This window comes from Rhizobium sp. NLR22b, assembly GCF_019685295.1.
Lineage (GTDB): Bacteria > Pseudomonadota > Alphaproteobacteria > Rhizobiales > Rhizobiaceae > Rhizobium.
This window is the reverse complement of the sequence record NZ_JABDWM010000014.1, coordinates 143,057-167,288: the sequence shown is the minus strand read 5'-3', so window position 1 is coordinate 167,288 and position 24,232 is coordinate 143,057. Positions and strand designations below refer to the sequence as shown.

Genomic DNA, 24,232 nt, shown 5'->3' with positions numbered 1-24,232 from the left:
TGGACTGCCTTTCGATACCGTTCGGAATTACCAGCGATAGTGCGAGAACGCGCGGTTGGCGTCAGCCATCTTGTGCGTGTCTTCGCGCTTCTTGACGGCGGAGCCGCGGTTGTTGGACGCATCGAGCAGTTCGCCGGACAGACGGTCGATCATGGTGGTTTCGTTGCGCTTGCGGGCGGCGGCAATCAGCCAGCGAATGGCGAGAGCCTGGCGGCGCTCCGGACGGACGTCGACCGGAACCTGATAGGTCGCACCACCGACGCGGCGCGAGCGGACTTCAACGTGCGGGGCAATGTTGTCGAGCGCAGAATGGAAAACCGAAAGCGGCTCCTGCTTGGACTTGCCCTGGACGGCGTCGAACGCACCGTAGACGATGTTTTCAGCAACGGACTTCTTACCATCGAGCATGATGGCATTCATGAACTTGGTCACGACGAGGTCACCGAACTTCGGATCCGGGTTGATCTCGCGCTTTTCTGCTTTATGACGTCTGGACATACTTTTCGTCTCTTCAACCGTTAAGGCGCTTCATCACGCGGAGGACCTCGCGCAGCGCCGGATTATTCAAAACCGAATTACTTCGGACGCTTCGCGCCGTACTTGGAGCGACGCTGCTTGCGGTTCTTGACACCCTGGGTATCGAGAACGCCGCGGATGATATGATAACGGACACCCGGAAGGTCCTTGACGCGGCCGCCGCGGATCATGACGACGGAGTGTTCCTGAAGGTTGTGACCTTCGCCGGGGATGTAACCAATGACTTCGAAGCCGTTGGTCAGGCGGATCTTTGCGACCTTACGCAGAGCCGAGTTCGGCTTCTTCGGCGTGGTCGTGTAGACGCGCGTGCAAACGCCGCGCTTCTGCGGGTTCTCCTGGAGAGCGGGAACCTTATTACGCTTTACGTTCGCCTGGCGAGGCTTGCGGATCAGCTGGTTTACGGTAGGCATTCAACCATCCCTTACGTTTTTCTCAGTACCCTTGCGGGCTTGAACTCACGCCGTCTCCGGCAATGACGCATGCTTTCCGTCAATGCGCAAAATATGGCCCGATCCGCTTCCGCAGATGGACCACAAGGAGCAGAGGACGCATAAAATCCTGCGTCATGCGTGCAGCATCATGACTTCAACGTGCGTTTAGAACCTTGTTTGAGGTGAACTTCAGGGCGCGTCGCCCCGAACAGCCAAGCCTCACATGGGATCTGATGGGCGGGGTACTACTGGTTTCCACCCGTTCCGTCAAGGCCGGTTAAGAAATAAACTTGGCCGCATCACCTTGATATGCGGGCCGAACGCCCTGTTTTCATCCTTCTAGACGCATTCAGGGACGTGCGCCAAGATAAAAACTTGGGCCTTGCAGCAAAAGCGGTTAAGGAATCAGCAATTGCGGCGTTAGGTCCTCTCAGCGGATTCGACAAAGCGAATCTCCATGAACCGAGGACAGGCGATGATCACGACACCTGATAACGACAATAATTTCGACGGGCCGATGATCTTCATCATCATCGGAAAAGGCTATGAGTCCGAGGCAAGCGAAGGCATCGACCTGCACATCCTGCTGAAGGCGCCCGATGACGACACCGCCGTGCGCGAAGCCTTGAACGCTCTTGCCGAGGAGGGCTTCATCGAGGCCGATCTCGACCAGATCGGCATGCTGACCGAAATTCCGGCGGAAGAGCCGCACGCCTCGGCTTATCAGGGTGCGGTCGATGGCGAGGTCGCGATCATCCGGTTCAACTGACGGGAACGCCTTCCCTCCCCCGATCAATCAGAGGCTAGCACAAACGAAAACCGCCCGGATCGCTCCGGGCGGTTTTTCAATTCGTAGACCTCGGCTGCGGATTATTCCGCAGCCGGGGCGTTTTCGGCCATGTCCTGCAGCATCGGCGTGGCGACCGCCGCCCCAGTGCCCTTACGGCGCTCTTCGAGAATCAGCTCGTCGCGCGACGTGGCGATGCGGCGAATCTGGGTCATGGTGCCGCCGGTGCCGGCCGGAATGAGGCGGCCGACGATGACGTTTTCCTTCAGGCCCTGCAGGCCGTCGGTCTTGCCGGCGATTGCAGCTTCGGTCAGCACCTTGGTCGTTTCCTGGAAGGACGCGGCCGAGATGAAGGACGGGGTCTGCAGCGACGCCTTGGTGATGCCGAGAAGAACCGGCTCGCCGCTGGCGGGCTTCTTGCCCTGCTCGATCAGGTGGTCGTTGACGTCCTCCAGCTCGATCCGGTCGACGTTGTCGCCGACGATGTAGGTCGAGTCGCCGGCATCGGTGATCTCCACCTTCTGCAGCATCTGACGGACGATCACCTCGATGTGCTTGTCGTTGATGACGACGCCCTGCAGGCGGTAGACTTCCTGGATTTCGTTGACGAGGTAGGAAGCCAGAGCCTCCACGCCCTTGATCGCCAGGATGTCGTGCGGAGCCGGGTTACCGTCGAGGATGTAATCACCCTTTTCGATATAGTCGCCGTCCTGAAGGTGGAAGGGCTTGCCCTTCGGGATCAGGTATTCGACAGGCTCGACACCGTCTTCCGCCGGCTCGATGATGACGCGACGCTTGTTCTTGTAATCGCGGCCGAGGCGGATCGTACCATCGATCTCTGCGATGATGGCGTGGTCCTTCGGACGGCGCGCTTCGAACAGTTCGGCAACACGCGGCAGACCACCGGTGATGTCCTTGGTCTTGGCGCTTTCGAGCGGCGAACGGGCGAGAACGTCACCCTGGGAGACCTTCGTGCCCGGCTCGACCGACAGAATGGCGTCGACCGAGAGCAGGAAGCGGGCGTCACCACCACGCGACAGCTTCGCGACATTGCCGCTGGCGTCCTTGATGACGATCGCCGGCTTGAGGTCCGAGCCGCGCGGGGTCGAACGCCAGTCGATGACCTGACGCTTGGTGATGCCGGTGGATTCGTCGGTTGCTTCCAGAACCGAGAGACCATCGACGAGGTCTTCGAACTGAACGGTACCGGCGACTTCCGTCATCATCGGCCGGGTGTAAGGATCCCACTCCGCCAGACGCTGGCCACGCTTGACCTTGTCACCTTCGTCGACATGCAGCTTCGAACCGTAGGCGACACGCTGCGAAGAGCGCTCGACGCCACGCTCGTCCAGGATCTGGACAGTCATGTTGCGGCCCATGGCAACGAGGCTGCCTTCAGAGTTGCGCAGCACGTTGCGGTTCTTGATCTGCACCGTACCTTCGTACGAGGCTTCCAGGAACGACTGGTCAACCACGGTTGCCGTACCGCCTAGGTGGAAGGTACGCATGGTGAGCTGGGTTCCCGGCTCGCCAATCGACTGGGCGGCGATGACGCCGACGGCTTCGCCCATGTTGACCGGCGTACCGCGCGCAAGGTCGCGGCCGTAGCAGACCGAGCAGACGCCCGTCTGGATTTCGCAGGTCAGCGCCGAGCGGATGCGGATCGACTGGATACCGGCCTTCTCGATTTCGATGACATCAGGCTCGAGGATCATCTTGCCGGCATCGACGATGCGCTCACCCGTCACCGGATGATCGATGTCGTCGAGCGCCGTGCGGCCGAGAATACGGGCGCCGAGCGAGGCTACGACCTGGCCGGCATCGACGATAGCGGTCATGGTCAGGCCGGTTTCGGTGCCGCAATCGACGTGCGTAACGATGCAATCCTGCGCGACGTCGACGAGTCGGCGGGTCAGGTAACCGGAGTTTGCAGTCTTCAAGGCGGTGTCCGCCAGACCCTTACGGGCGCCGTGCGTCGAGTTGAAGTACTCGTTGACGGTCAGGCCTTCCTTGAAGTTCGAGATGATCGGCGTCTCGATGATTTCGCCCGACGGCTTGGCCATCAGGCCGCGCATGCCGCCCAGCTGACGCATCTGGTTCGGAGAACCGCGGGCGCCGGAGTGGCTCATCATGTAGATTGAGTTCATCGGCTTTTGACGGCCGGTGTTCTCATCGAATTCGACCGCCTTGATGCGAGCCATCATCTCTTCGGCGACCTTTTCGGTCGCCTTGCCCCAGGCGTCGACAACCTTGTTGTACTTTTCGCCCTGGGTGATGAGGCCGTCATTGTACTGCTGTTCGTATTCCTTCACCAGATTTTCGGTGTCGTTGACGATTTTGGCCTTCGTGTCCGGAATGACCATGTCGTCCTTGCCGAACGAAATGCCGGCGCGGCAGGCATGGGCGAAACCGAGCTGCATGATGCGGTCGCAGAAGATGACCGTGTCCTTCTGGCCGCAATGGCGGTAGACCGTGTCGATCATCTTGGAGATGTTCTTCTTGGTCATTTCCTGGTTGCAGATGTCGAAGGGCACCTTGCCGTTCTTCGGCAGCAGTTCGCCGATGAGCAGACGGCCGGGCGTCGTCTCATAGATCTTCGAGTAGGGCTTGCCATCCTCGCCGATCGACTTGAAGCGGCCGCGGATCTTGGTGTGCAGCGTCACGACCTTGTTTTCCAGCGCGTGATGCAGCTCGCCGAGATCGGAGAAGGCCATGCCTTCGCCCGGCTCGTTCTGGTTCAGGATCGACAGATAGTACAGGCCGAGAACCATGTCCTGCGAGGGAACGATGATCGGCGCGCCGTTGGCCGGGTGCAGGATGTTGTTGGTCGACATCATCAGCACGCGGGCTTCGAGCTGGGCTTCGAGCGACAGCGGCACGTGCACGGCCATCTGGTCACCGTCGAAGTCGGCATTGAAGGCCGTGCAGACGAGCGGGTGCAGCTGGATGGCCTTGCCTTCGACCAGGGTGGGTTCGAAGGCCTGGATGCCCAGGCGGTGCAGCGTCGGTGCGCGGTTCAGGAGAACCGGATGCTCGCGGATGACCTCGTCGAGAATATCCCAAACTTCCGGCTTTTCCTTTTCGACCAGCTTCTTGGCCTGCTTGACAGTCGAGGAATAACCCTTGGCGTCGAGGCGGGCGTAGATGAATGGCTTGAAGAGTTCGAGCGCCATCTTCTTCGGCAGGCCGCACTGATGCAGCTTCAGCTCCGGACCGGTGACGATGACCGAGCGGCCGGAATAGTCGACGCGCTTGCCGAGCAGGTTCTGGCGGAAGCGGCCCTGCTTGCCCTTAAGCATGTCGGACAGCGATTTCAGCGGACGCTTGTTGGCGCCGGTGATGACGCGGCCGCGGCGGCCGTTATCGAAGAGCGCGTCGACAGATTCCTGCAACATGCGCTTTTCGTTGCGGATGATGATGCCGGGAGCGCGCAGTTCAATCAGGCGCTTCAGGCGATTGTTACGGTTGATGACGCGGCGGTAGAGATCGTTCAGATCTGACGTCGCGAAACGGCCACCGTCGAGCGGAACGAGCGGGCGCAGATCCGGCGGGATGACCGGGACGACCTTCATGATCATCCATTCCGGACGGTTGCCTGACTCCATGAAGTTCTCGACGATCTTCAGGCGCTTCATCAGCTTCTTCTGCTTGAGATCCGACGTGGTGTCGGCAAGCTCGGAGCGCAGATCGCCGGCGATCTTTTCGAGGTTCATCGAGGCCAGCATCTCGTAGATCGCCTCAGCGCCGATCATCGCGGTGAACTGGTCTTCGCCGTATTCGTCGACGGCGAGCATGTACTCTTCTTCCGAGAGGAGCTGGTGCTCCTTGAGAGCAGTCAGGCCCGGCTCGGTGACGATGTAGTTTTCGAAATAGAGGACGCGCTCGACATCCTTCAGCGTCATGTCGAGCAGTGTCGAAATGCGCGACGGCAGCGACTTCAGGAACCAGATGTGGGCAACGGGAGCAGCGAGCTCGATGTGGCCCATGCGCTCACGGCGAACGCGCGACAGCGTAACTTCGACGCCGCACTTTTCGCAGATGATGCCCTTGTACTTCATGCGCTTGTACTTGCCGCACAAGCATTCGTAGTCCTTGATCGGGCCAAAGATGCGTGCGCAGAACAGGCCGTCGCGTTCCGGCTTGAACGTACGGTAGTTGATGGTTTCCGGCTTCTTGATCTCACCGTAGGACCAGGAGAGGATCTTCTCCGGAGACGCGATCGAAATCCGAATGGAATCGAAATTCTGTGCAGGCACCTGCGGATTGAAAAGATTCATGACCTCTTGGTTCATGCCTGTCTCCTTCATGGGCTAAAGCGCCCTCAAAATGCGATGGCCGGCGGCAATTCCCGGGAGCCGCCTCCCTCGCTTAAACGAGAATAACCGCAAGATGCGGCGAAACTTCCCTTCCGGGCCGACACGGATGCGGCTCCCGGCGGGACCGGCGTGCGCCGCATTGGCAGCGCACGCCCTATCAATGTTTACTCGGCCGCGTCCGGCAGCTGGGTTGCCTGCGCTTCGTCGAGCTTGGTGTTCTCGAGCTCGACGCTGAGGCCCAGCGAGCGCATTTCCTTGACGAGAACGTTGAAGCTTTCCGGAATACCGGCTTCGAACGTGTCGTCTCCGCGGACAATGGCTTCGTAGACCTTGGTGCGGCCGGCGACGTCGTCCGACTTCACCGTCAGCATTTCCTGCAGCGTATAGGCGGCGCCATAGGCTTCGAGCGCCCAGACCTCCATTTCGCCGAAGCGCTGACCGCCGAACTGCGCCTTGCCGCCCAGTGGCTGCTGGGTCACGAGCGAGTAAGGGCCGATCGAACGGGCATGGATCTTGTCGTCGACCAGGTGGTTGAGCTTCAGCATGTAGATGTAGCCCACGGTAACCTGGCGGTCGAACTGCTCGCCGGTACGGCCGTCATAGAGCGTCGACTGGCCGGTGTCCTTGAGACCCGCCAAACGCAGCATGTCGTTGACGTCACCTTCGTTGGCGCCGTCGAAGACCGGCGTTGCGATCGAAACGCCGCGCTTCCACTGGTCGGCGAGACGCAGAACGGACTCATCGTCGAAGTCCTGGACCTGTTCGGCCTTGGGACCGTCCCCGACGACATCGCCGATGGTCTTGCGCAGCGGCTCGATGTTGCCATTGGCCTTATACGCTTCGATCAGTTCGCCGATCTGACGACCCATGCCGGCGCAAGCCCAGCCCAGGTGCGTTTCCAGGATCTGGCCGACGTTCATGCGCGAAGGCACGCCGAGCGGGTTCAGAACGACGTCGACATGCGTGCCGTCTTCCAGGAACGGCATGTCCTCGACAGGCACAATGCGCGAGACCACGCCCTTGTTCCCGTGACGGCCGGCCATCTTATCGCCCGGCTGGATCTTGCGCTTCACGGCGACAAAGACCTTGACCATCTTCATGACGCCCGGAGGCATTTCATCGCCGCGCTGGACCTTCTCGACCTTGTCCATGAAGCGCTGTTCAAGGCGCGACTTGGATTCGTCATACTGGCCGCGGAGGGCTTCGAGTTCGCCCTGCACCTTCTCGTCCTCGACGGCGAACATCCACCACTGGGAGCGGGGATATTCGGAGACGACGGCGTTCGAAAGTTCGGTGCCCTTCTTGAAGCCCTTAGGGCCTGCGATGGACACCTGGCCGCGCAGCATGTCGATCAGACGGCCGTAGACGTTACGGTCGAGGATCGCCTGCTCGTCGTCACGGTCCTTGGCGAGACGCTCGATCTCTTCGCGTTCGATCGCCATCGCGCGCTCGTCCTTCTCGACGCCATGGCGGTTGAAGACGCGAACTTCGACGATCGTGCCGTAGGTGCCGGGCGGCATGCGCATGGAGGTGTCGCGCACGTCTGAGGCTTTTTCGCCGAAGATGGCGCGCAGAAGCTTTTCTTCCGGCGTCATCGGGCTTTCGCCCTTCGGCGTGATCTTGCCGACGAGGATATCGCCCGGCTGAACTTCGGCGCCGATATAAACGATGCCGGCTTCGTCGAGGTTCTTCAGCGCCTCTTCCGAAACGTTCGGAATATCCCGGGTGATTTCCTCAGGGCCAAGCTTGGTGTCGCGCGCCATCACCTCGAATTCCTCGATGTGGATGGAGGTGAACACGTCATCGGCAACGATCCGCTCGGAGAGCAGGATCGAGTCTTCGTAGTTGTAGCCATTCCACGGCATGAACGCGACGAGCGCGTTGCGGCCGAGCGCCAGGTCGCCGAGATCGGTCGACGGACCGTCGGCGAGAATATCGCCGCGGTTGACGACGTCACCGACGGTGACCAGCGGACGCTGGTTGACGCAGGTGTTCTGGTTCGAACGCTGGAACTTCTGCAGGCGGTAGATATCGACGCCGGACTTGCCGGCTTCGAGGTCTTCCGTGGCGCGGATAACGATACGCGTCGCGTCGACCTGGTCGACCACGCCGCCGCGGCGGGCACCGATGGCGGCACCGGAGTCACGGGCGACGACCGGCTCCATGCCGGTGCCGACGAACGGAGCTTCGGCACGCAGCAGCGGCACGGCCTGACGCTGCATGTTCGAGCCCATGAGGGCGCGGTTGGCGTCGTCGTTTTCCAGGAACGGGATGAGTGCCGCAGCAACCGAAACGACCTGCTTCGGCGAAACGTCCATCAAGTTCATGCTGTCGCGAGGCGCGAGCATAACTTCACCTGCGTGACGGCAGACGACGAATTCGTCGACGAAGGAGCCGTCAGCGTTCAGCTCGGCGTTGGCCTGGGCGACGTAGTACTTGGCCTCTTCCATGGCGGAGAGGTAGAGCACGTCGTTGGTTACCTTGCCTTCAACGATGCGCCGGTACGGGCTTTCGATGAAGCCGTATTTGTTGACACGCGCGAAGGTCGCCAGCGAGTTGATCAGACCGATGTTCGGGCCTTCCGGCGTTTCGATCGGGCAGATACGGCCGTAGTGGGTCGGATGCACGTCGCGGACTTCGAAGCCGGCGCGCTCGCGGGTCAGACCGCCCGGACCAAGGGCCGAAAGACGGCGCTTGTGGGTGATTTCCGAGAGCGGGTTGACCTGGTCCATGAACTGCGAGAGCTGCGAGGAACCGAAGAATTCGCGGACGGCTGCGGCAGCCGGCTTGGCGTTGATCAGGTCCTGCGGCATGACCGTATCGATTTCGATCGAGGACATGCGTTCCTTGATCGCGCGCTCCATGCGGAGCAGGCCGAGACGGTACTGGTTCTCCATCAGCTCGCCGACCGAGCGGACGCGGCGGTTGCCGAGGTTGTCGATGTCGTCGATCTCGCCCTTACCGTCGCGCAGTTCGACCAGCATCTTGACCACGGCCAGGATGTCGTCCTTGCGCAGGATGCGAACGGTGTCCTCGACGGAGAGGTCGAGGCGCATGTTCATCTTGACGCGGCCGACGGCGGAGAGGTCGTAACGCTCCGCATCGAAGAACAGCGAGTTGAACATGGCTTCGGCCGATTCCATCGTCGGCGGTTCACCCGGGCGCATGACGCGATAGATGTCGAACAGAGCGTCCTGACGGTTCTCGTTCTTGTCAGCCGAAAGCGTGTTGCGGATATAGGCGCCGACATTGATGTGGTCGATGCCGAGAACCGGGATCTCGTCGAAACCGTTCGCGAGAATGACGGCAAGCGTCTTCTCGTCGATCTCGTCGCCGGCCTCGAGATAGATCTCACCCGTCGAATAGTTGACGATATCCTCGGCGAGGTAGTTGCCGTAAAGATCGTCGTCGCCGGCCTTCAGCGCCTTCAGGCCCTTATCGGAAAGCTGGCGCAGCAGGCGCGGCGTCAGCTTCTTGCCGGCTTCCACCACGACTTCGCCGGTATCGGCGTCGACCATCTCGGTGATTGCCTTGGCGCCCTTCAGGGTTTCCGGCTTGAAGGGAATGCGCCAACCTTCGCCGTCGCGCTTGTAGAGCGACTTCGTGTAGAAGGTGTCGAGAATTTCCTCGCCGTCCATGCCGAGCGCCATCAGCAGCGAGGTGACGGGGATTTTGCGGCGGCGGTCGATGCGGGCGTAGACGATGTCCTTGGCGTCGAATTCGATATCGAGCCAGGAGCCGCGATAGGGAATGACGCGGGCGGCGAAGAGCAGCTTGCCGGAAGAATGGCTCTTGCCCTTGTCATGGTCGAAGAAGACGCCCGGCGAACGGTGCATCTGCGAGACGATGACGCGCTCGGTGCCGTTGACGATGAACGTGCCGTTGTTGGTCATGAGCGGCATGTCGCCCATGTAGACGGACTGTTCCTTGATGTCCTTGATCGACTTTGCGCCGGTATCCTCGTCGATATCGAACACGATGAGACGGAGAGTGACCTTCAGCGGCGCGGCATAGGTCAGGTCGCGCTGGCGGCACTCGTCAACGTCGAACTTCGGCGGTTCGAATTCGTAAGACACGAACTCCAGCATCGAGGCGCCGGAGAAGTCGGTGATCGGGAAAACGGACTTGAAGACGGCCTGAAGGCCTTCGTCAGGGCGACCGCCCTTCGGCTCTTCAACCATCAGAAACTGGTCGTAGGACGCCTTCTGAACCTCGATGAGGTTCGGCATTTCTGCGACTTCGGGGATCTTACCAAAAAACTTGCGTACGCGCCTGCGACCATTGAACGAAAGGGTCTGAGCCATCGTCGCTCCTTCAAAATTGCATCCGGGCCTGCAACGGACGGGAACCGATGGCCAGTCGACCCCGCCGATCAATGAGTAGTTCAACCTCGTCCCACCTCCCGAAACAGCCAGGCCGGATTGCCTTGGCGCTTCGGTTCGAGACCATGCTCTTGAAGAACCCATTACCCAAAAGCCGTTTTCACGCGGCTTTTGGGTAATTCGTTCAGGAAAACGGCAAATGGGAGGCAGTAAGTGCCACCTCCCACGTGCAGTTCAAGATTACTTGACGTCGGCCTTTGCGCCTGCGTCTTCAAGCTTCTTCTTGATGTCGGCGGCTTCAGCCTTGGAAACGCCTTCCTTGACAGCCTTCGGAGCGCCTTCGACGAGGTCCTTGGCTTCCTTAAGGCCGAGGCCGGTGATGGCGCGGACTTCCTTGATGACGTTGATCTTGTTGGCGCCGGCATCCGTGAGGATGACGTCGAACTCGGTCTTTTCTTCTTCAGCCGGAGCAGCAGCGCCTGCACCACCAGCAGCAGCAGCAACAGCTACCGGAGCAGCAGCGGAAACGCCCCACTTTTCTTCGAGAAGCTTCGACAGTTCTGCAGCTTCCAGAACGGTCAGCGAGGAGAGGTCGTCAACGATCTTTGCGAGATCAGCCATTTTACTAGTTCCTTTTGTTCGGTTCGAACCGGTTGATTATAAACAGCGAAAAACCGCCTTAAGCGGCTTCGTCCTTCTTGGCGTAGGCCGCAAACACGCGGGCAAGCTGGCTTGCCGGTGCGGCAACAACCCCAGCGATGCGGGTAGCCGGTGTCTGGATCATGCCCAGCAGCTTCGCACGCAGCTCATCGAGCGAAGGCAGGGTCGCAAGCGACTTGACTGCATCGGCGTTGAGCGTGGTTGTTCCCATGGCGCCGCCCAGAACAACGATCTTGTCGTTGGTCTTGGCGAAATCCATGACGACCTTCGGAGCGGTGATCGGATCGGTGCTGTATGCAATCAGCGTCTGACCCTTGAAGAGATTGGTAATCCCTTCCGCTTCCGTACCCTGAAGGGCAATTTTGGCCAGGCGGTTCTTCGCGACTTTGACGGTACCGCCAGCTGCACGCATCTTCGAACGAAAATCGTTCATCTGCGCGACTGTAGCACCAGCATAGTGGGCCACGACGACTGAGCCCGAAGCCTTGAAGACTTCGTTCAGTTCCGTGACGAATTCGCGTTTTTCCGCTCTTTCCACTGCCTATCTCCAGTTGGCGGGACCGAAAACGGGCCCGCCGGGTTGCCTTTTGCCTCCCGGGATCCAAAGAGATCCCAAGCGACGCTTGAGGATCCTGTCCCCCCGCGCTCCCGCGCCCATCAGGGCTAAAGAGGCACAAGGCATCCAAGGCTCGAACCGAGTTACGAGAAGTGAACTTCATGCAATTCGGGTCTTACCCGTCTCATGCAGGCGAAGTGATTAAGGGAAAACCACCTGCAATCTCGGACAGGATTCCGGATTTCTCCGGAATATTCCGGCCCCTTGCGAGGCCGGAAATTCAGTGACCGGGCCGAAGCCCGGTCATAAACTTATGCAGTCGGAGCTGCGGTGACCGAGCCGACTTCGATCTTGACGCCCGGGCCCATGGTCGAGGAAATCGCCACGCGCTTGACGTAGTTGCCTTTGGCGCCAGCCGGCTTCGCCTTGATGACGGCGTCGGCAAAGGCGCGGATGTTCTCTTCCAGAGCCTTGGCATCGAAAGAAGCCTTGCCGATACCGGCGTGAACGATGCCAGCCTTTTCGACGCGGAACTCGACGGCGCCGCCCTTGGAAGCCTTGACGGCTCCGGCGACGTCCATGGTGACGGTGCCGACCTTCGGGTTCGGCATCATGCCGCGCGGGCCGAGAACCTTACCGAGACGGCCGACGAGCGGCATCATATCGGGGGTGGCGATGCAGCGATCGAAATCGATCTTGCCGCCCTGGACGATTTCGACGAGGTCTTCGGCGCCAACGACATCGGCACCGGCTGCCTTGGCTTCGTCAGCCTTGGCGCCGCGCGCGAAGACGGCGACGCGAACCGTGCGGCCCGTGCCGTTCGGCAGGTTGACAACGCCGCGAACCATCTGGTCCGCATGGCGCGGGTCGACGCCGAGGTTCATCGAGACTTCGATGGTTTCGTCGAACTTGGCGACAGCCCGCTCCTTGACCATGCCGATGGCCTGAGTCAGAGCGTAGAGCTTGGTGGGATCAACACCTTCGTTGATCTTGCGTGTGCGCTTGCCAGCCATGATCTTAACCCACCACTTCCAGGCCCATGGCGCGGGCAGAGCCCTCGATCATCGCCATTGCACCTTCGATATCTGCTGCGTTCAGGTCCTTCATCTTGGCTTCGGCGATCGTCTTGATCTGAGCCTTGGTGAGGGTACCAGCCTTTGCGCCCTTGCCCGGGGTCTTGGAACCGGAGGTGATCTTCGCTTCCTTCTTCAGCCAGTAGCTGACCGGAGGCTGCTTCATCGCGAAGGTGAATGACTTGTCCTGGTAATAGGTGATGACGACCGGAATCGGCATGCCCTTTTCCATTTCCTGCGTGGCGGCATTGAACGCCTTGCAGAATTCCATGATGTTAATGCCACGCTGACCAAGCGCCGGACCAATCGGCGGGGACGGGTTTGCCGATCCTGCCTTGACCTGAAGCTTGAGCTGGCCTGCAACTTTCTTAGCCATATCTCTCTGCCTTTCATGAACGGCCGGTCGCCCGGCCCGTGATGCCGGATTTCTCCGGCGGCTGCGGTTGCGTGGTGCGGATCATTAGGGTCCGGCTAAGACCCCTCACCTTCCACGCGGATGCGGACTAGGTCCGCCGGAAACAGGCCCCAAAGGCCAGCCTCCAATTTTGCAATCAGACCTTCTCGACCTGCGCATATTCCAGCTCGACCGGCGTTGCGCGGCCGAAGATCGACACTTCCACCTTCAGGCGCGAACGCTCTTCGTCCACATCCTGAACCGTGCCGTTGAACGAAGCGAAAGGACCGTCGGAAACGCGGACCTGCTCGCCGATCTCAAAGGTAACGGATGCCTTCGGCCGCTCGACGCCTTCCTGAACCTGACCGAGAATGCGCTCGGCTTCATAATCCGGAATCGGAACGGGCTTATTGTCGGAGCCGAGGAAACCTGTGACCTTCGGCGTATTCTTGATCAGGTGGTAAGCCTCGTCCGTCAGATTGGCGCGGACCAGGACATAGCCCGGGAAGAACTTGCGTTCGCTATCGACCTTGCGGCCGCGACGCACTTCCACAACCTTTTCGGTCGGCACGAGAATCTTCTCGAACAGGTGCTCGAGCCCCTTCTGGCGAGCCTTGTTCTCGATGTCCTCAGCCACCTTCTTTTCAAAATTCGAGTACGCGTGGACGATGTACCAACGTGCCGCCATTTTCATCTCCACCCGTATCAGTTGCCGGTATTGAGCACGAAGCTCAGGACCCAGCCGATCAGCTGGTCAGCGGCAAAGAAAAACAGCGCGGCAAAAACCACCATCACCAGCACCATGACCGTCGAGATCATCGTCTCGCGGCGCGACGGCCATGTGACCTTGGACGTCTCGGAGCGAACCTGCTGCAGAAACGCAAACGGATTGGATTTGGATGCCATCGACTGCCCACGCAATTACGGCGCGTAAAGCTGAAACTATCAGCCCCACGCACCGCGTGTCTGTTGAACCCTAAATAAACACCGATTTCCGAATGCACAAGAGGGAAACCGAAGTTTAACGAAATTAGTTGCCACCGATCGATCCCGAGCCGGAATGCCGCGACAATCGCCGCGCTGTCCGTATCAGGGAAGATGGCAGGGGCAGAGGGGCTCGAACCCCCGACCTGCGGTTTTGGAGACCGCCGCTCTACCAACTGAGCTATACCCCTTCATGCCTGTCCTTCAGCCCCCCGGGCCAAGACCCGCAAATCGCTGCCGAAATGCATGGCGCTCCCTTTAAGACGGCGGCAGCGGATTGGCAAGCACGATTTTCGATTTTCAAAGCCTTCTGCTCATTTGCGAGCGTCCGCTTTTCTGCAGGCGTCCGCTTTTCGATCGCGCAACCGGAGAGCATTCAGACCTTCACATATTTCCGCCAGTCGTGTTCTTCCTTGAAACCCAACACCTCGCGAATCTTGCGGTTGGAAAGCAGCCCCTCAAATTCACCGATCTCGCGGGTGAAGGGCACGCTCGGGAAGAATCGCTTCGCCAGCTCTTTCGACGGCGTATTGGCGGAAACCGTATCGTTAGCGGCATTGAAGACCTGATAACCAAGCCCGTCCTTCTCGATGCAGAGATGGCAGATCTGCCCGAGGTCGCGAGCGTCGATATAGCTCCAGGTGATGCGCTTGCGCATCTCGGGATGGGCAAAATAGGTCGGAAACCTCTCATATTCATGCGGCTCGATAACGTTGCCGATGCGCAGCGCATAGATGTCGAAGCCCGATCGTTCGGCAAAGGCGCGGGCCGTCTTTTCGTTGACGACCTTGGAAAGGCCGTAAGAATCCATCGGATTGACGTCGTAATCTTCCTCCAGCGGAAACTGGTGGAAGTCGCGGTGGCCTTCGGCGAAGCAGACGCCGTAGGTCGTTTCGCTCGACGCGACGATGATTTTCCGGATGCCAAGCTTCACCGCCGCTTCGATGACATTGTAAGTGCCCATCACGTTGATGCGGAAGGTCTCGTTGTCGGGTTTGATCAGGATGCGCGGAATGGCGGCGAAATGCACGACGGCATCAAATGGCTGAACGCCCCTGCCCGCGTCGAGATCGGGAAAATCGCGATGCATCGACAGCGCGTTGAAGACCTGGCCGCTATCGGTGATGTCGGCGATGAGATTGGTGACGCCGGGGCTGTCCAGAGGCACGAGATCGAGGTTGTGAACCTCGTACCCTGCATTGACGAGCCATGGCACGGCATGGCGACCTGCCTTGCCGGAACCGCCTGTGAACAGAATCCGCTTTTTCATGGAAATGTCCTCCGCATGATGAAACCGGAGGCATAGTTAGACGCTTCCGCGCGAAGAGCAAGCGAGCGTCCTGCGAGGGGCTTCACCCCGCCGCGCCAGGAGCACCCTATCCGGGAGCACCTGGCCAATTATCGCCCTATCACCGCAGCCCCGTGCGATGAACTGGAAAGGTCGTCACTTGACGACGCTTACCTCATTGATCTGCACTCCGGCCGATTGAACAACCTCTTGCGGAATCGCAGCGATGAAAAACATCGTGAAAACATACATCGCGAATATCGTCGCAACGAATGTGGCCTTTGGAATCATCCCGACTCTCCTCTTTACAAGGAGGAGTCTGGACTAAAATGAGCCAATCACAACTGCTTTCTGAACGTGAGATGAACAAAATACTGTGACGGGCGTTTTTAACGATATTTTTACAACACCTGTTAAACGGCTCAGATGCATCAAAAACGAAAAACCCCGCTGTTTCCAGCGGGGTTTCCTGATTGTGGATAACCTGAAAGGTTACTCGACGATTGAAGCGACGATACCGGCGCCGACGGTGCGGCCGCCTTCGCGGATAGCGAAACGCAGCTTTTCTTCCATCGCAATCGGAACGATCAGCTCGACGTCAACCGTGACGTTGTCGCCCGGCATGACCATTTCCGTGCCTTCCGGAAGCGTCACGATGCCGGTAACGTCCGTCGTGCGGAAGTAGAACTGCGGACGGTAGTTGGTGAAGAACGGCGTATGACGGCCGCCCTCTTCCTTCGTCAGGATGTAGGCTTCTGCCTTGAACTTCTTGTGCGGCTTGACCGAGCCCGGCTTGCACAGGATCTGACCACGCTCGACGCCGTCACGGTTCACACCGCGGATCAGCGCGCCGATGTTGTCGCCGGCCTGGCCCTGGTCGAGCAGCTTGCGGAACATTTCAACGCCGGTCACCGTCGTCTTCGACGTCGGACGGATGCCGACGATCTCGACTTCTTCACCAACCTTGATGATGCCACGCTCGACGCGGCCGGTCACGACCGTACCACGGCCCGAGATCGAGAACACGTCTTCGATCGGCATCAGGAACGGCTGGTCAACCGGACGCTCAGGCGTCGGGATGTACGAGTCGACCGCTGCCATCAGTTCGCGGATCGCGTCTTCGCCGATCTTCTTGTCGGAATCTTCAAGAGCAGCAAGCGCCGAGCCCTTGACGACCGGAATGTCGTCGCCCGGGAAGTCGTAGGACGACAGAAGCTCGCGAACCTCGAGCTCGACCAGCTCGAGAAGCTCGGCGTCGTCAACCTGGTCGACCTTGTTCAGGAACACAACGATCGCCGGAACGCCGACCTGGCGGGCGAGCAGGATGTGTTCGCGCGTCTGCGGCATCGGGCCGTCAGCAGCCGAGCAAACCAGGATCGCGCCGTCCATCTGCGCCGCACCGGTGATCATGTTCTTCACGTAGTCGGCATGGCCGGGGCAGTCGACGTGCGCATAGTGGCGGGCCGGCGTCTCATACTCAACGTGCGCCGTCGAGATCGTGATGCCGCGCGCCTTCTCTTCCGGAGCCGCGTCGATCTGGTCGTACGCCTTGAACTCACCGAAGTACTTCGTGATCGCTGCCGTCAGAGACGTCTTGCCGTGGTCAACGTGGCCGATCGTGCCAATGTTGACGTGCGGCTTGTTGCGCTCAAACTTACTCTTTGCCATTTGAATGCTTCCTGTGAACGAAATGGTGGCCCCGGCGAACCGGTTTAGTGCCGCCGTTTAAGGCTTTCGGCGAAATTGCGCAAGACTTAATTGCAGAGACCAATCTTGGCGTGACAGCGCATATGGGAGACAATTCGCCGCCTGCAAGGCGATTCGCCGGGACCCTTCCAAAAATCGCTGGAATCTCAAAGAAAATCGCGCGGAAGCCGCCGCCATTGGCGTCCCTCGCCTACGGCAACAGCAGTCGGCGTACACCCACGGCTGGAAACAGCGCGCGCGACGACCGTGACTGCGATCGCATCAACTGGCTTTAGGGGAGACTGGAGCGGGTAGCGGGAATCGAACCCGCGTATTCAGCTTGGAAGGCTGCTGCTCTACCATTGAGCTATACCCGCGGGATGGTCCGATCCAATGACGAATGGTGGAGAGAGTTGGATTTGAACCAACGTAGGCTGAGCCAACGGATTTACAGTCCGTCCCCTTTAACCACTCGGGCATCTCTCCAGTTTTTCGTCCGGATCTTGAAGACCAAGTTCGTCAGACTTCGAAGCGTTGCCGCCCGTCGTCTGCGCCGCGTATATGACCGGAGCATTTCCGTCTGTCAACACGATGACAATGGAAAAAACACGAAAAATTTCATTCGACGCCGAAAGCCGGCACATGAAAGAAAGCCTATGCGGCAGCGAACGCCATGGCTATAAAGCCGCATGAGCAAAGACAACAAATCCGGCGGCAAGGCCGCGACAGACCCATCCGCCAAGGATACGCACTACGCCAATCTGAGGCGCGCCCACCGCGACGCCAAGCGCGAACGCGGCGAGATCCCGACACCCCAGCCACAGAAGCGCCGGCGGGGAGCTGAGGACTGGAAGCCGCCGGTACTCGCGCCCGACCAGGTCTATCTCTATGGCCTGCATACGGTGCGCGCTGCTCTCGACAATCCGGAGCGCAATAAGATCAAGCTGTTTACGACGCAGAATGCGCTCGCGCGTCTGGAAATCGACGTCGAGACGCTAGGCATTCCCTTCGAAATCGTCTCGCCGCACGAGATCGACAAGGTGCTCGGTCCCGAGGCGATCCATCAGGGCGTCATGCTGGAAACGCGGCCGCTACCGGTGCGCCGGCTCGAAGCGCTGAAGGACAGCCCTCTCCTGCTCGTGCTCGACCAGGTCACCGATCCGCACAATGTCGGCGCGATCATGCGCTCGGCCGTCGCCTTCAATGCCGGGGCGGTTATCACCACCCAGAGACATAGCCCGACCGAGTCAGGTGTGCTCGCCAAGTCCGCCTCCGGCGCCCTGGAACTGATACCTTATATACAGATCACCAACCTCGCCGAGGCGCTTGGCGAATTGCACAAGCTCGGCTTCTCCACCATCGGCCTCGATTCGGAAGGACCGGCGCCGCTCGAAGGCACCTTCTCCGGCGACAAGGTGGCGCTGGTGCTCGGCTCGGAGGGCAAGGGGCTCAGGCAGAAGACGCGCGAAACCGTCAACGCGCTTGCCCGCCTCGACATGCCGGGCGCAATCAAGTCGCTGAACGTCTCGAATGCAGCGGCGATTGCGCTTTATGCGGCGCGGCTCTATCTGAAGCCATAAGCGGGGCAACAGGCGACCAGATCAATTCCAACGACCGCAGTCGTCACGCCAAGGGGGAAGTGTCATGATCCGTTTCGTCGTCCGGCTTCCGGCTGCGGCAGCTGCCCTCCTTGCCTGTGGCCTGGCCCAGGGGCAGGAGATCGATGCCGATATTCTCAAAGCGCAGGCAGGGACCTATCTCTTTGCCCCGCAAGACGGCCGCGCGGGATGCCGGATGACGCTTGAAACCGGTACGGCGATCGGCGGCCATTCGCTGTCCGGCCAGGAGGCCTGCACTAAGCCGCTGCCGGCGCTTGCCGAGTCCTATGCCTGGAATTTCGACGGCAATGGCGGTCTCATTCTGATCGACGCGACGCGCAAGGTCATCGCCCGTTTCGTCGAGAACGAAGGTTCGCCGATGAAAACGGAAGACGAAACACCGCTCCTGCTGGTTTCAGCACCCGATGGTGTCGATCGCCTGCCGACCTTCAGGAGCCTTGCCGGGACATGGGCGATGCAAAGACCGGGCGGCGACAAGCTCTGCAGCGTGACACTCGACGCCACCGTCGATACGGACGGCCACGCCCCCTTGTCGCTTTCCAAAGACTGCGCCGCCAATGTCGCCAGGCTCAAGCTCGCCGTCTGGAATATCGACGGTTTCGGGCTGACGCTGATGAGCCATGATGGTTCATCGCTCAGCTTCGACATGCGCGCCGACGGTAATTTCGACAAGTCCGGCGAAGAAGGCGGCAAGCCGCTTTCGCTCGTGCGCCACTGATCCCGGCTGAGGGCTCGATCCGGAGAAATCCACTTTTTGCCTTGGAATGACCTTCTGGAGCATTATGATCTGGCGGCGATCGATCCGTAACGACCGGTCACAAGCAAGAAGGAGCGATTCCCATCATGGCCATTCGACCGCTGATTTTCGGTATCCTCTTCATCGCGGCCTTTGTGGGAATCATCCTCAGCATCATCTGGGTGGACACGTCGCATCCCGTCCACCAGCCCGATCCGCTGTCGCCGACGGCGCCCGGCCCCGCGACGCCGGGACCGGTGCAATAGGCGAGAGGAACGCGGACGGCGATTGCGCGTTAATCCCACCGAACGGGGATTGAACGCTTATGCGCATAATGATCGCCATCGTCGCTGTCATGGTCGCCTCCGTGCTCAGCATCGCGATGATGTCACCTTCCGGTGCCGGACAGACCGGTAACGGCGACAGAATCGAGGCAAGAGTCAACGAATCCATCACGCATTGAAACCGGGAATGGCGAGTGGCTGGGACCGACTATCCTCAGCTGCGATAGAATCGCGGCATGTCGCGATCAAATTGGCGCCACTCGCGACGCTCTTCCCAGCGCCACGGCCGCCAAGGGCGGCGTTCATAACGCCATTCAGACCGGCGCCAATCAGTCACGGTCGTCACGCCAATCAAGATCGTCACGCCAGCGGTCGTGTGGCCAGCTGTCATGAATCTGGACGATGTCGCTTTGCACGGATAGCGCCGATCGGTCGACAGGCATGGCGGCGGCGGGCGCAACGGCAGCAAAGGCCGCGCCGAGGGACATGGCTGCGGTCAGGAAAATAGGCGCGAACTTCATGGCTGCTTCCTCATTGACGATGAGGAGATACTGCGCCAACACGACTGAATTGCTGCTGAAGCAGTCCTTAGATAGAGTTCATCAAGGAAAAGCGCCGGAGCGTTATCGGAACCAGTCCGCCTTCGTTCCCAACGGAAATACGACGCGACAGCCTTCGCTTGGCCGCTCTCTTCGGCTCGCCGAGCCGAAGCTCACAGAGCAGGCTGGTGCCCCCGGCAGGGTTCGAACCCGCGACCCCCTGATTACAAATCAGGTGCTCTACCAACTGAGCTACAAGGGCAATAGCTGCCCAACTAACAGATTCTGCGATCCTGTAAAGGAAAATCCGTGCCGGCGCAGACAGTCGGCGTGGATCCAAAACGCCTTGTCGTGCAAAACGGCCTTGTCGCAACTGCCATTTATCCTTTAGCTAGAGCAGCTTCACAAAGGGCATTGTATGGGCCGTTCATTCCAGACGCTTTCCTTTATCGCCTCGCCGACGATGGAGGCGCTCGCAGCGCGCGAAGAGCTGATTCGCATCTATGGCGACGTTCCGCAGGACAAGGCTGATGTCATCGTCGCACTGGGTGGCGATGGCTTCATGCTGCAGACGCTGCACAGCACCATGAACTCGGGCAAGCTGGTCTACGGCATGAACCGCGGCTCGGTCGGCTTTCTGATGAATGACTACAGCACAGAACGACTTCAGGAGCGTATCTGCGTCGCCGTCGAAAACGCTTTCCGCCCCTTGAAGATGACCACGGCCAATGCCGACGGTACCAATTCGACAGCGCTCGCCATCAACGAGGTCTATCTTTTTCGCCAGTCCTATCAGGCAGCCAATCTGAGAGTCGTGGTCGACGGACGCGTGCGTCTGGAGGAGCTGATCTGCGACGGGCTGATGGTGGCCACCCCAGCCGGATCAACGGCCTATAATCTTTCCGCCCATGGCCCCATCCTGCCGCTCGAGGCGCCCCTGCTCGCCATGACGCCGGTCAGCGCTTTCAGGCCGCGGCGCTGGAGGGGCGCCCTGCTTCCGAACAGGGTGACTGTCGATATCGACGTGCTCGAGCCGGTGAAGCGGCCGGTGAATGCGGTGGCGGACAATACGGAAGTCAAATCGGTGCTGCATGTCCGCATCGCCCAGTCGGAGCATATGACGGCGCGTATCCTCTCCGATCCCGACCGCTCCTGGTCCGACCGCATTCTCGCCGAGCAGTTCAAGGATTGAGATGATGGCAATGCGCCTGACATTGATGACCACGATTTTCCTCGTCGGATGCTCGGCCGCGATCGCCGCTCCCACGCAGGACGTCATCCTGCCGGCTTCGGTGATTTTCGCGACCAGCACCGGCTACTGGGAGAACGACGGCAACGCGCCTGATGTCGAGCGGGCGCCCACCACTGCCGAAAGCGTTTCCGACTCCCAGGAAAAGAGCCATGGTTACTATAAGCTCTTTGCCGTGCGTCAGCCGGACAGGACCTCGAAAGTCTATCTTCAACAGATTGCCCAGACCGAGACCGGTCCTGCGATTGCCTCAACCATTGAGCTGCAGGAGATCAGCGACCTGAAGCCTTACGTGACCGATATCCGCCCCGAAAACTCGAGCGGCATCATCAAGCAACCCGGCCTCTTTGCCACGATCTATCTGAAGACCGATCCCGCGGCCGAGCCGGACGGCTGGACCGTGCTGATCGACGAACTCGGCGACATCACCATCGAGAAAGCAACCAATTGAGCAGCGAGACGCTGTTTTCCAGGCGACAAGGATGAAGCTCGGCTTTCGCGAGGGCGTCCTCTACGACGACCGGAGACCGGACTGGGACGCAGCCGGCCCAAGGCCCGTCCGCTGGTCGCTATGGTATCCGGCTGCCGATGACGCGCGGGAATGCGAGACTCAGGAGAGAAGCTGGTTTCGGAAGGCAGCGGTCGCTCGCGACGCACCAATTCGGCCTTCAGACCGGCCCTATCCCCTCGTCCTGCTGTCACACGGCACCGGCGGTTCTGCGGCCGGACTGGAATGGCTGGCGCGACGCCTGGTCGATCGCGGATTTGCAGCGCTCGGCGTCGATCATCACGGCAATACGGGCAGTGAGCCTTATCGCGCGGAAGGGTTTGCCTGTCTCTGGGAGCGGGCTCCGGATCTGAGCTTGATGCTCGACCGCTGTCGCGACTGGCTTGGCGATCTTGCCGGTCGGATCGATGCGGACCGTGTATTCGCGGCCGGATTCTCGGCCGGGGCCTATAGCGTCATGCTGCTTCTCGGCGCCGTCACCCAATTCTCGCAGTTCGAACCGTCACGGCTGAAGCCAGGTGGTCCGCACGGCCCGAGGGAATATCCCGACCTCGCCGATCATATCCCCTCACTGCTCCGCACCAGCGATGTTTTTCGCAAATCATGGTCCCGCATGTCGCGATCCTATCGCGACGACAGGATCGCAGCGGCGGTCCTCTGCGCACCGGGTCGCTCCGTTCTCAGCTTCGGCGCGGAAAGCCTGAAAACTGTGGTGGCGCCTACTCTTATCCTTGTCGGCGATGCCGACAAGGCGGCACCGGCCGAGGAATGTTCTTCATGGCTGCATGAGCGGCTGACCGGAAGCGCGCTGAAGATCTTCGGCGGCGGCCTCGGGCATTATGTCTTTGTGCCGGAGGGCACCGGGCTCGGCCTTGCCTTTGCCGCCGAGCTCTTCACCGATCCGCCGGGCATCGAACGGGGGGCCGTTCATGACGAGATTGCCGCTCTATCGGCAGCGCTGTTCCACGACGGCGACACCGGAGCGATAGGCTGAACAAAAAAGCCCTGTTTCCAGGGCTTTCCGATTTCTATAGTGCTGAATTATCAGTCGACATCCTCGACGACCGCGTCGGCGGCGCCGCTGATGCGATGGGCAAGGGCCGCTTCCATGAATTCGTTCAGATCGCCGTCGAGCACGTCGTCCGGAGCGGTGCTGGCGACGCCGGTGCGCAGGTCCTTGACCAACTGGTAGGGTTGCAGCACGTAGGAGCGGATCTGGTGACCCCAGCCGATATCCGTCTTGGAAGCGGCTTCGGCGTTGGCGGCCTCCTCGCGCTTCTTCAACTCTGCTTCGTACATCCGGGCACGCAGCATTTCCCAAGCCTTGGCGCGGTTCTTGTGCTGCGAACGCTCCTGCTGGCAGGCCACCACGATCCCGGTCGGGATATGGGTGATGCGCACGGCCGAATCCGTCGTGTTGACGTGCTGGCCGCCGGCGCCCGACGAACGATAGGTGTCGATGCGGCAATCGCTTTCGTTGATGTCGATGTTGATCGAGTCGTCGACGACCGGATAGACCCAGATCGACGAGAAGGACGTGTGGCGGCGCGCATTGCTGTCGTAGGGGGAAATGCGCACCAGACGATGCACGCCCGATTCCGTTTTCAGCCAGCCATAGGCGTTGTGGCCCTTGACGAGCAAGGTGGCGGACTTGATGCCGGCCTCTTCGCCATCATGGACTTCGAGAAGCTCGACCTTGAAGCGCTGGCGTTCCGCCCAACGGGTGTACATGCGCAAAAGCATGTTCGCCCAGTCTTGGCTTTCGGTGCCGCCGGCGCCGGAATGGACTTCCAGATAGGTGTCGTTGCTGTCGGCCTCGCCGGACAGCATCGCCTCCACCTGGCGGCGCGCAGCCTCGGCCTTCAGCGCCTTCAAGGCATCCTCGGCCTCTTTGACGACGCCTTCGTCGCCTTCTTCCTCGCCCAGTTCGACCAGCTCGACATTGTCTTTCAGCTGCTGTTCCAGCTGCCGGACGCCGTTAACGCCGTCATCGAGCTGCTGGCGCTCGCGCATCAGCTTCTGCGCTTCCTGCGCATCGTTCCAGAGGTTCGGATCCTCTGCCTTGTTGTTCAACCAGTCCAGTCGTCTTATCGCCTGGTCCCAGTCAAAGATGCCTCCTCAGCAGGGTGATAGCCTGCTTGGTTTCATCGACCACGTTTTCGATTTCCGCTCGCATTTTCCTGCTTCTCTGTAACGGTCTTCTTCAAGTGCTGGTGACATAGAGACGCCCGCCGCGGATGTAAAGAGCCGGGGCGGGCTTCTA

At 60.2% G+C, this 24,232-nt stretch carries 22 protein-coding genes, 4 tRNA genes and 1 pseudogene; 8 read left to right on the top strand and 19 right to left on the bottom strand.

What is annotated here, in order from left to right; genetic code table 11:
• Positions 1–27 precede the first annotated feature (27 nt).
• A complete protein-coding gene (gene rpsG, locus HJC00_RS22380; protein ID WP_004669085.1) occupies positions 28–498 on the bottom strand; it encodes a 30S ribosomal protein S7 in 471 nt (156 codons plus the stop codon).
• Positions 499–575: 77 nt separating this feature from the next.
• Positions 576–947, bottom strand: a complete 372-nt coding sequence (gene rpsL, locus HJC00_RS22375) for a 30S ribosomal protein S12 (RefSeq protein ID WP_003547537.1) — start codon at positions 945–947, stop codon at positions 576–578.
• Between the two features lie 496 nt (positions 948–1,443).
• On the opposite strand from rpsL, the gene HJC00_RS22370 reads away from it, so the two are divergent.
• A complete protein-coding gene (locus tag HJC00_RS22370; protein ID WP_085777819.1) occupies positions 1,444–1,737 on the top strand; it encodes a transcriptional regulator in 294 nt (97 codons plus the stop codon).
• A gap of 101 nt (positions 1,738–1,838) precedes the next feature.
• Here the strand turns inward: HJC00_RS22370 and rpoC are convergent, their stop codons facing one another.
• From rpoC to HJC00_RS22305, 14 genes are all read right to left on the bottom strand, one after another.
• On the bottom strand, positions 1,839–6,047 hold the full coding sequence (gene rpoC / locus HJC00_RS22365; RefSeq protein WP_064801902.1) for a DNA-directed RNA polymerase subunit beta': 4,209 nt from the start codon (positions 6,045–6,047) through the stop codon (positions 1,839–1,841).
• 188 nt (positions 6,048–6,235) lie between these two features.
• Positions 6,236–10,375 (bottom strand): DNA-directed RNA polymerase subunit beta, encoded by a 4,140-nt coding sequence (gene rpoB / locus HJC00_RS22360; protein WP_210628249.1) that lies wholly within the window; start codon positions 10,373–10,375, stop codon positions 6,236–6,238.
• A 258-nt stretch (positions 10,376–10,633) separates the two neighbouring features.
• On the bottom strand, positions 10,634–11,014 hold the full coding sequence (gene rplL / locus HJC00_RS22355) for a 50S ribosomal protein L7/L12 (protein ID WP_210628250.1): 381 nt from the start codon (positions 11,012–11,014) through the stop codon (positions 10,634–10,636).
• Between the two features lie 58 nt (positions 11,015–11,072).
• Entirely contained in the window at positions 11,073–11,591 is a 519-nt protein-coding gene (gene rplJ, locus HJC00_RS22350; RefSeq protein ID WP_064801896.1) for a 50S ribosomal protein L10, read from the bottom strand.
• Positions 11,592–11,920: 329 nt separating this feature from the next.
• Positions 11,921–12,622: a 50S ribosomal protein L1 gene (rplA, locus tag HJC00_RS22345; protein WP_064801895.1), complete on the bottom strand. Its 702-nt coding sequence runs from the start codon at positions 12,620–12,622 to the stop codon at positions 11,921–11,923.
• 4 nt (positions 12,623–12,626) lie between these two features.
• Positions 12,627–13,058: a 50S ribosomal protein L11 gene (gene rplK, locus HJC00_RS22340; RefSeq protein WP_009985507.1), complete on the bottom strand. Its 432-nt coding sequence runs from the start codon at positions 13,056–13,058 to the stop codon at positions 12,627–12,629.
• 175 nt (positions 13,059–13,233) lie between these two features.
• Positions 13,234–13,764 (bottom strand): transcription termination/antitermination protein NusG, encoded by a 531-nt coding sequence (gene nusG, locus HJC00_RS22335; protein WP_007791989.1) that lies wholly within the window; start codon positions 13,762–13,764, stop codon positions 13,234–13,236.
• 17 nt (positions 13,765–13,781) lie between these two features.
• Positions 13,782–13,982: a preprotein translocase subunit SecE gene (gene secE / locus HJC00_RS22330; RefSeq protein WP_003573826.1), complete on the bottom strand. Its 201-nt coding sequence runs from the start codon at positions 13,980–13,982 to the stop codon at positions 13,782–13,784.
• 193 nt (positions 13,983–14,175) lie between these two features.
• Positions 14,176–14,251 (bottom strand) — tRNA-Trp (locus HJC00_RS22325).
• A gap of 185 nt (positions 14,252–14,436) precedes the next feature.
• Positions 14,437–15,330 (bottom strand): NAD(P)-dependent oxidoreductase, encoded by an 894-nt coding sequence (locus tag HJC00_RS22320; protein WP_210628251.1) that lies wholly within the window; start codon positions 15,328–15,330, stop codon positions 14,437–14,439.
• 174 nt (positions 15,331–15,504) lie between these two features.
• Positions 15,505–15,639, bottom strand: a complete 135-nt coding sequence (locus tag HJC00_RS32715; protein ID WP_257784632.1) for a hypothetical protein — start codon at positions 15,637–15,639, stop codon at positions 15,505–15,507.
• A 201-nt stretch (positions 15,640–15,840) separates the two neighbouring features.
• Positions 15,841–17,016, bottom strand: a complete 1,176-nt coding sequence (gene tuf, locus HJC00_RS22315) for an elongation factor Tu (RefSeq protein WP_011424970.1) — start codon at positions 17,014–17,016, stop codon at positions 15,841–15,843.
• A gap of 321 nt (positions 17,017–17,337) precedes the next feature.
• Positions 17,338–17,411 (bottom strand) — tRNA-Gly (locus HJC00_RS22310).
• Positions 17,412–17,435: 24 nt separating this feature from the next.
• Positions 17,436–17,520, bottom strand: a tRNA-Tyr gene (locus tag HJC00_RS22305).
• 203 nt (positions 17,521–17,723) lie between these two features.
• Here HJC00_RS22305 and rlmB point away from each other — a divergent pair.
• From rlmB to HJC00_RS22285, 4 genes are all read left to right on the top strand, one after another.
• Entirely contained in the window at positions 17,724–18,614 is an 891-nt protein-coding gene (gene rlmB / locus HJC00_RS22300) for a 23S rRNA (guanosine(2251)-2'-O)-methyltransferase RlmB (protein ID WP_221164623.1), read from the top strand.
• 64 nt (positions 18,615–18,678) lie between these two features.
• Entirely contained in the window at positions 18,679–19,371 is a 693-nt protein-coding gene (locus HJC00_RS22295; RefSeq protein ID WP_210628253.1) for an AprI/Inh family metalloprotease inhibitor, read from the top strand.
• Between the two features lie 125 nt (positions 19,372–19,496).
• On the top strand, positions 19,497–19,655 hold the full coding sequence (locus HJC00_RS22290) for a hypothetical protein (RefSeq protein ID WP_164517777.1): 159 nt from the start codon (positions 19,497–19,499) through the stop codon (positions 19,653–19,655).
• 59 nt (positions 19,656–19,714) lie between these two features.
• Positions 19,715–19,852: a hypothetical protein gene (locus HJC00_RS22285; protein ID WP_210628254.1), complete on the top strand. Its 138-nt coding sequence runs from the start codon at positions 19,715–19,717 to the stop codon at positions 19,850–19,852.
• A gap of 35 nt (positions 19,853–19,887) precedes the next feature.
• Here the strand turns inward: HJC00_RS22285 and HJC00_RS22280 are convergent.
• Both HJC00_RS22280 and HJC00_RS22275 read right to left on the bottom strand, forming a co-directional pair.
• Positions 19,888–20,194: pseudogene (locus tag HJC00_RS22280) on the bottom strand (hypothetical protein).
• A gap of 204 nt (positions 20,195–20,398) precedes the next feature.
• Positions 20,399–20,474: transfer RNA gene (locus tag HJC00_RS22275), tRNA-Thr, on the bottom strand.
• Positions 20,475–20,630: 156 nt separating this feature from the next.
• Here HJC00_RS22275 and HJC00_RS22270 point away from each other — a divergent pair.
• Genes HJC00_RS22270 through HJC00_RS22260 form a run of 3 tightly spaced genes read left to right on the top strand, consistent with a single transcriptional unit; the run spans position 20,631 to position 22,963 of the window.
• Positions 20,631–21,404, top strand: a complete 774-nt coding sequence (locus HJC00_RS22270; protein WP_221147453.1) for an NAD kinase — start codon at positions 20,631–20,633, stop codon at positions 21,402–21,404.
• A 4-nt stretch (positions 21,405–21,408) separates the two neighbouring features.
• Positions 21,409–21,912, top strand: a complete 504-nt coding sequence (locus HJC00_RS22265; RefSeq protein WP_221147454.1) for a hypothetical protein — start codon at positions 21,409–21,411, stop codon at positions 21,910–21,912.
• A 31-nt stretch (positions 21,913–21,943) separates the two neighbouring features.
• Positions 21,944–22,963, top strand: coding sequence for a dienelactone hydrolase (locus tag HJC00_RS22260; RefSeq protein ID WP_221147455.1), 1,020 nt, complete (start codon positions 21,944–21,946; stop codon positions 22,961–22,963).
• 50 nt (positions 22,964–23,013) lie between these two features.
• Here the strand turns inward: HJC00_RS22260 and prfB are convergent.
• Positions 23,014–24,145, bottom strand: a protein-coding gene (gene prfB, locus HJC00_RS22255; RefSeq protein ID WP_210628257.1) for a peptide chain release factor 2 whose coding sequence is annotated in 2 segments (ribosomal slippage) — positions 23,014–24,075 and positions 24,077–24,145 — 1,131 coding nt in all. Because the reading frame shifts where the segments join, the coding sequence is not laid out codon by codon here.
• Between the last annotated feature and the right edge of the window lie 87 nt (positions 24,146–24,232).

What these genes read in the sequence shown, in the direction of transcription:
- rpoC (WP_064801902.1), bottom strand. Translation starts at nt 6,047, where the DNA reads ATGAACCAAGAGGTCATGAATCTTTTCAATCCGCAGGTGCCTGCACAG.
- tuf (WP_011424970.1), bottom strand. Translation starts at nt 17,016, where the DNA reads ATGGCAAAGAGTAAGTTTGAGCGCAACAAGCCGCACGTCAACATTGGC.
- secE (WP_003573826.1), bottom strand. Translation starts at nt 13,982, where the DNA reads ATGGCATCCAAATCCAATCCGTTTGCGTTTCTGCAGCAGGTTCGCTCC.
- HJC00_RS22260 (WP_221147455.1), top strand. Translation starts at nt 21,944, where the DNA reads ATGAAGCTCGGCTTTCGCGAGGGCGTCCTCTACGACGACCGGAGACCG.
- rplA (WP_064801895.1), bottom strand. Translation starts at nt 12,622, where the DNA reads ATGGCTGGCAAGCGCACACGCAAGATCAACGAAGGTGTTGATCCCACC.
- rpsG (WP_004669085.1), bottom strand. Translation starts at nt 498, where the DNA reads ATGTCCAGACGTCATAAAGCAGAAAAGCGCGAGATCAACCCGGATCCG.
- nusG (WP_007791989.1), bottom strand. Translation starts at nt 13,764, where the DNA reads ATGGCGGCACGTTGGTACATCGTCCACGCGTACTCGAATTTTGAAAAG.
- HJC00_RS22270 (WP_221147453.1), top strand. Translation starts at nt 20,631, where the DNA reads ATGGGCCGTTCATTCCAGACGCTTTCCTTTATCGCCTCGCCGACGATG.
- rplL (WP_210628250.1), bottom strand. Translation starts at nt 11,014, where the DNA reads ATGGCTGATCTCGCAAAGATCGTTGACGACCTCTCCTCGCTGACCGTT.
- HJC00_RS22370 (WP_085777819.1), top strand. Translation starts at nt 1,444, where the DNA reads ATGATCACGACACCTGATAACGACAATAATTTCGACGGGCCGATGATC.
- HJC00_RS32715 (WP_257784632.1), bottom strand. Translation starts at nt 15,639, where the DNA reads ATGATTCCAAAGGCCACATTCGTTGCGACGATATTCGCGATGTATGTT.
- HJC00_RS22320 (WP_210628251.1), bottom strand. Translation starts at nt 15,330, where the DNA reads ATGAAAAAGCGGATTCTGTTCACAGGCGGTTCCGGCAAGGCAGGTCGC.
- rlmB (WP_221164623.1), top strand. Translation starts at nt 17,724, where the DNA reads ATGAGCAAAGACAACAAATCCGGCGGCAAGGCCGCGACAGACCCATCC.
- rpsL (WP_003547537.1), bottom strand. Translation starts at nt 947, where the DNA reads ATGCCTACCGTAAACCAGCTGATCCGCAAGCCTCGCCAGGCGAACGTA.
- HJC00_RS22285 (WP_210628254.1), top strand. Translation starts at nt 19,715, where the DNA reads ATGCGCATAATGATCGCCATCGTCGCTGTCATGGTCGCCTCCGTGCTC.
- HJC00_RS22295 (WP_210628253.1), top strand. Translation starts at nt 18,679, where the DNA reads ATGATCCGTTTCGTCGTCCGGCTTCCGGCTGCGGCAGCTGCCCTCCTT.
- rpoB (WP_210628249.1), bottom strand. Translation starts at nt 10,375, where the DNA reads ATGGCTCAGACCCTTTCGTTCAATGGTCGCAGGCGCGTACGCAAGTTT.
- HJC00_RS22265 (WP_221147454.1), top strand. Translation starts at nt 21,409, where the DNA reads ATGGCAATGCGCCTGACATTGATGACCACGATTTTCCTCGTCGGATGC.
- rplK (WP_009985507.1), bottom strand. Translation starts at nt 13,058, where the DNA reads ATGGCTAAGAAAGTTGCAGGCCAGCTCAAGCTTCAGGTCAAGGCAGGA.
- HJC00_RS22290 (WP_164517777.1), top strand. Translation starts at nt 19,497, where the DNA reads ATGGCCATTCGACCGCTGATTTTCGGTATCCTCTTCATCGCGGCCTTT.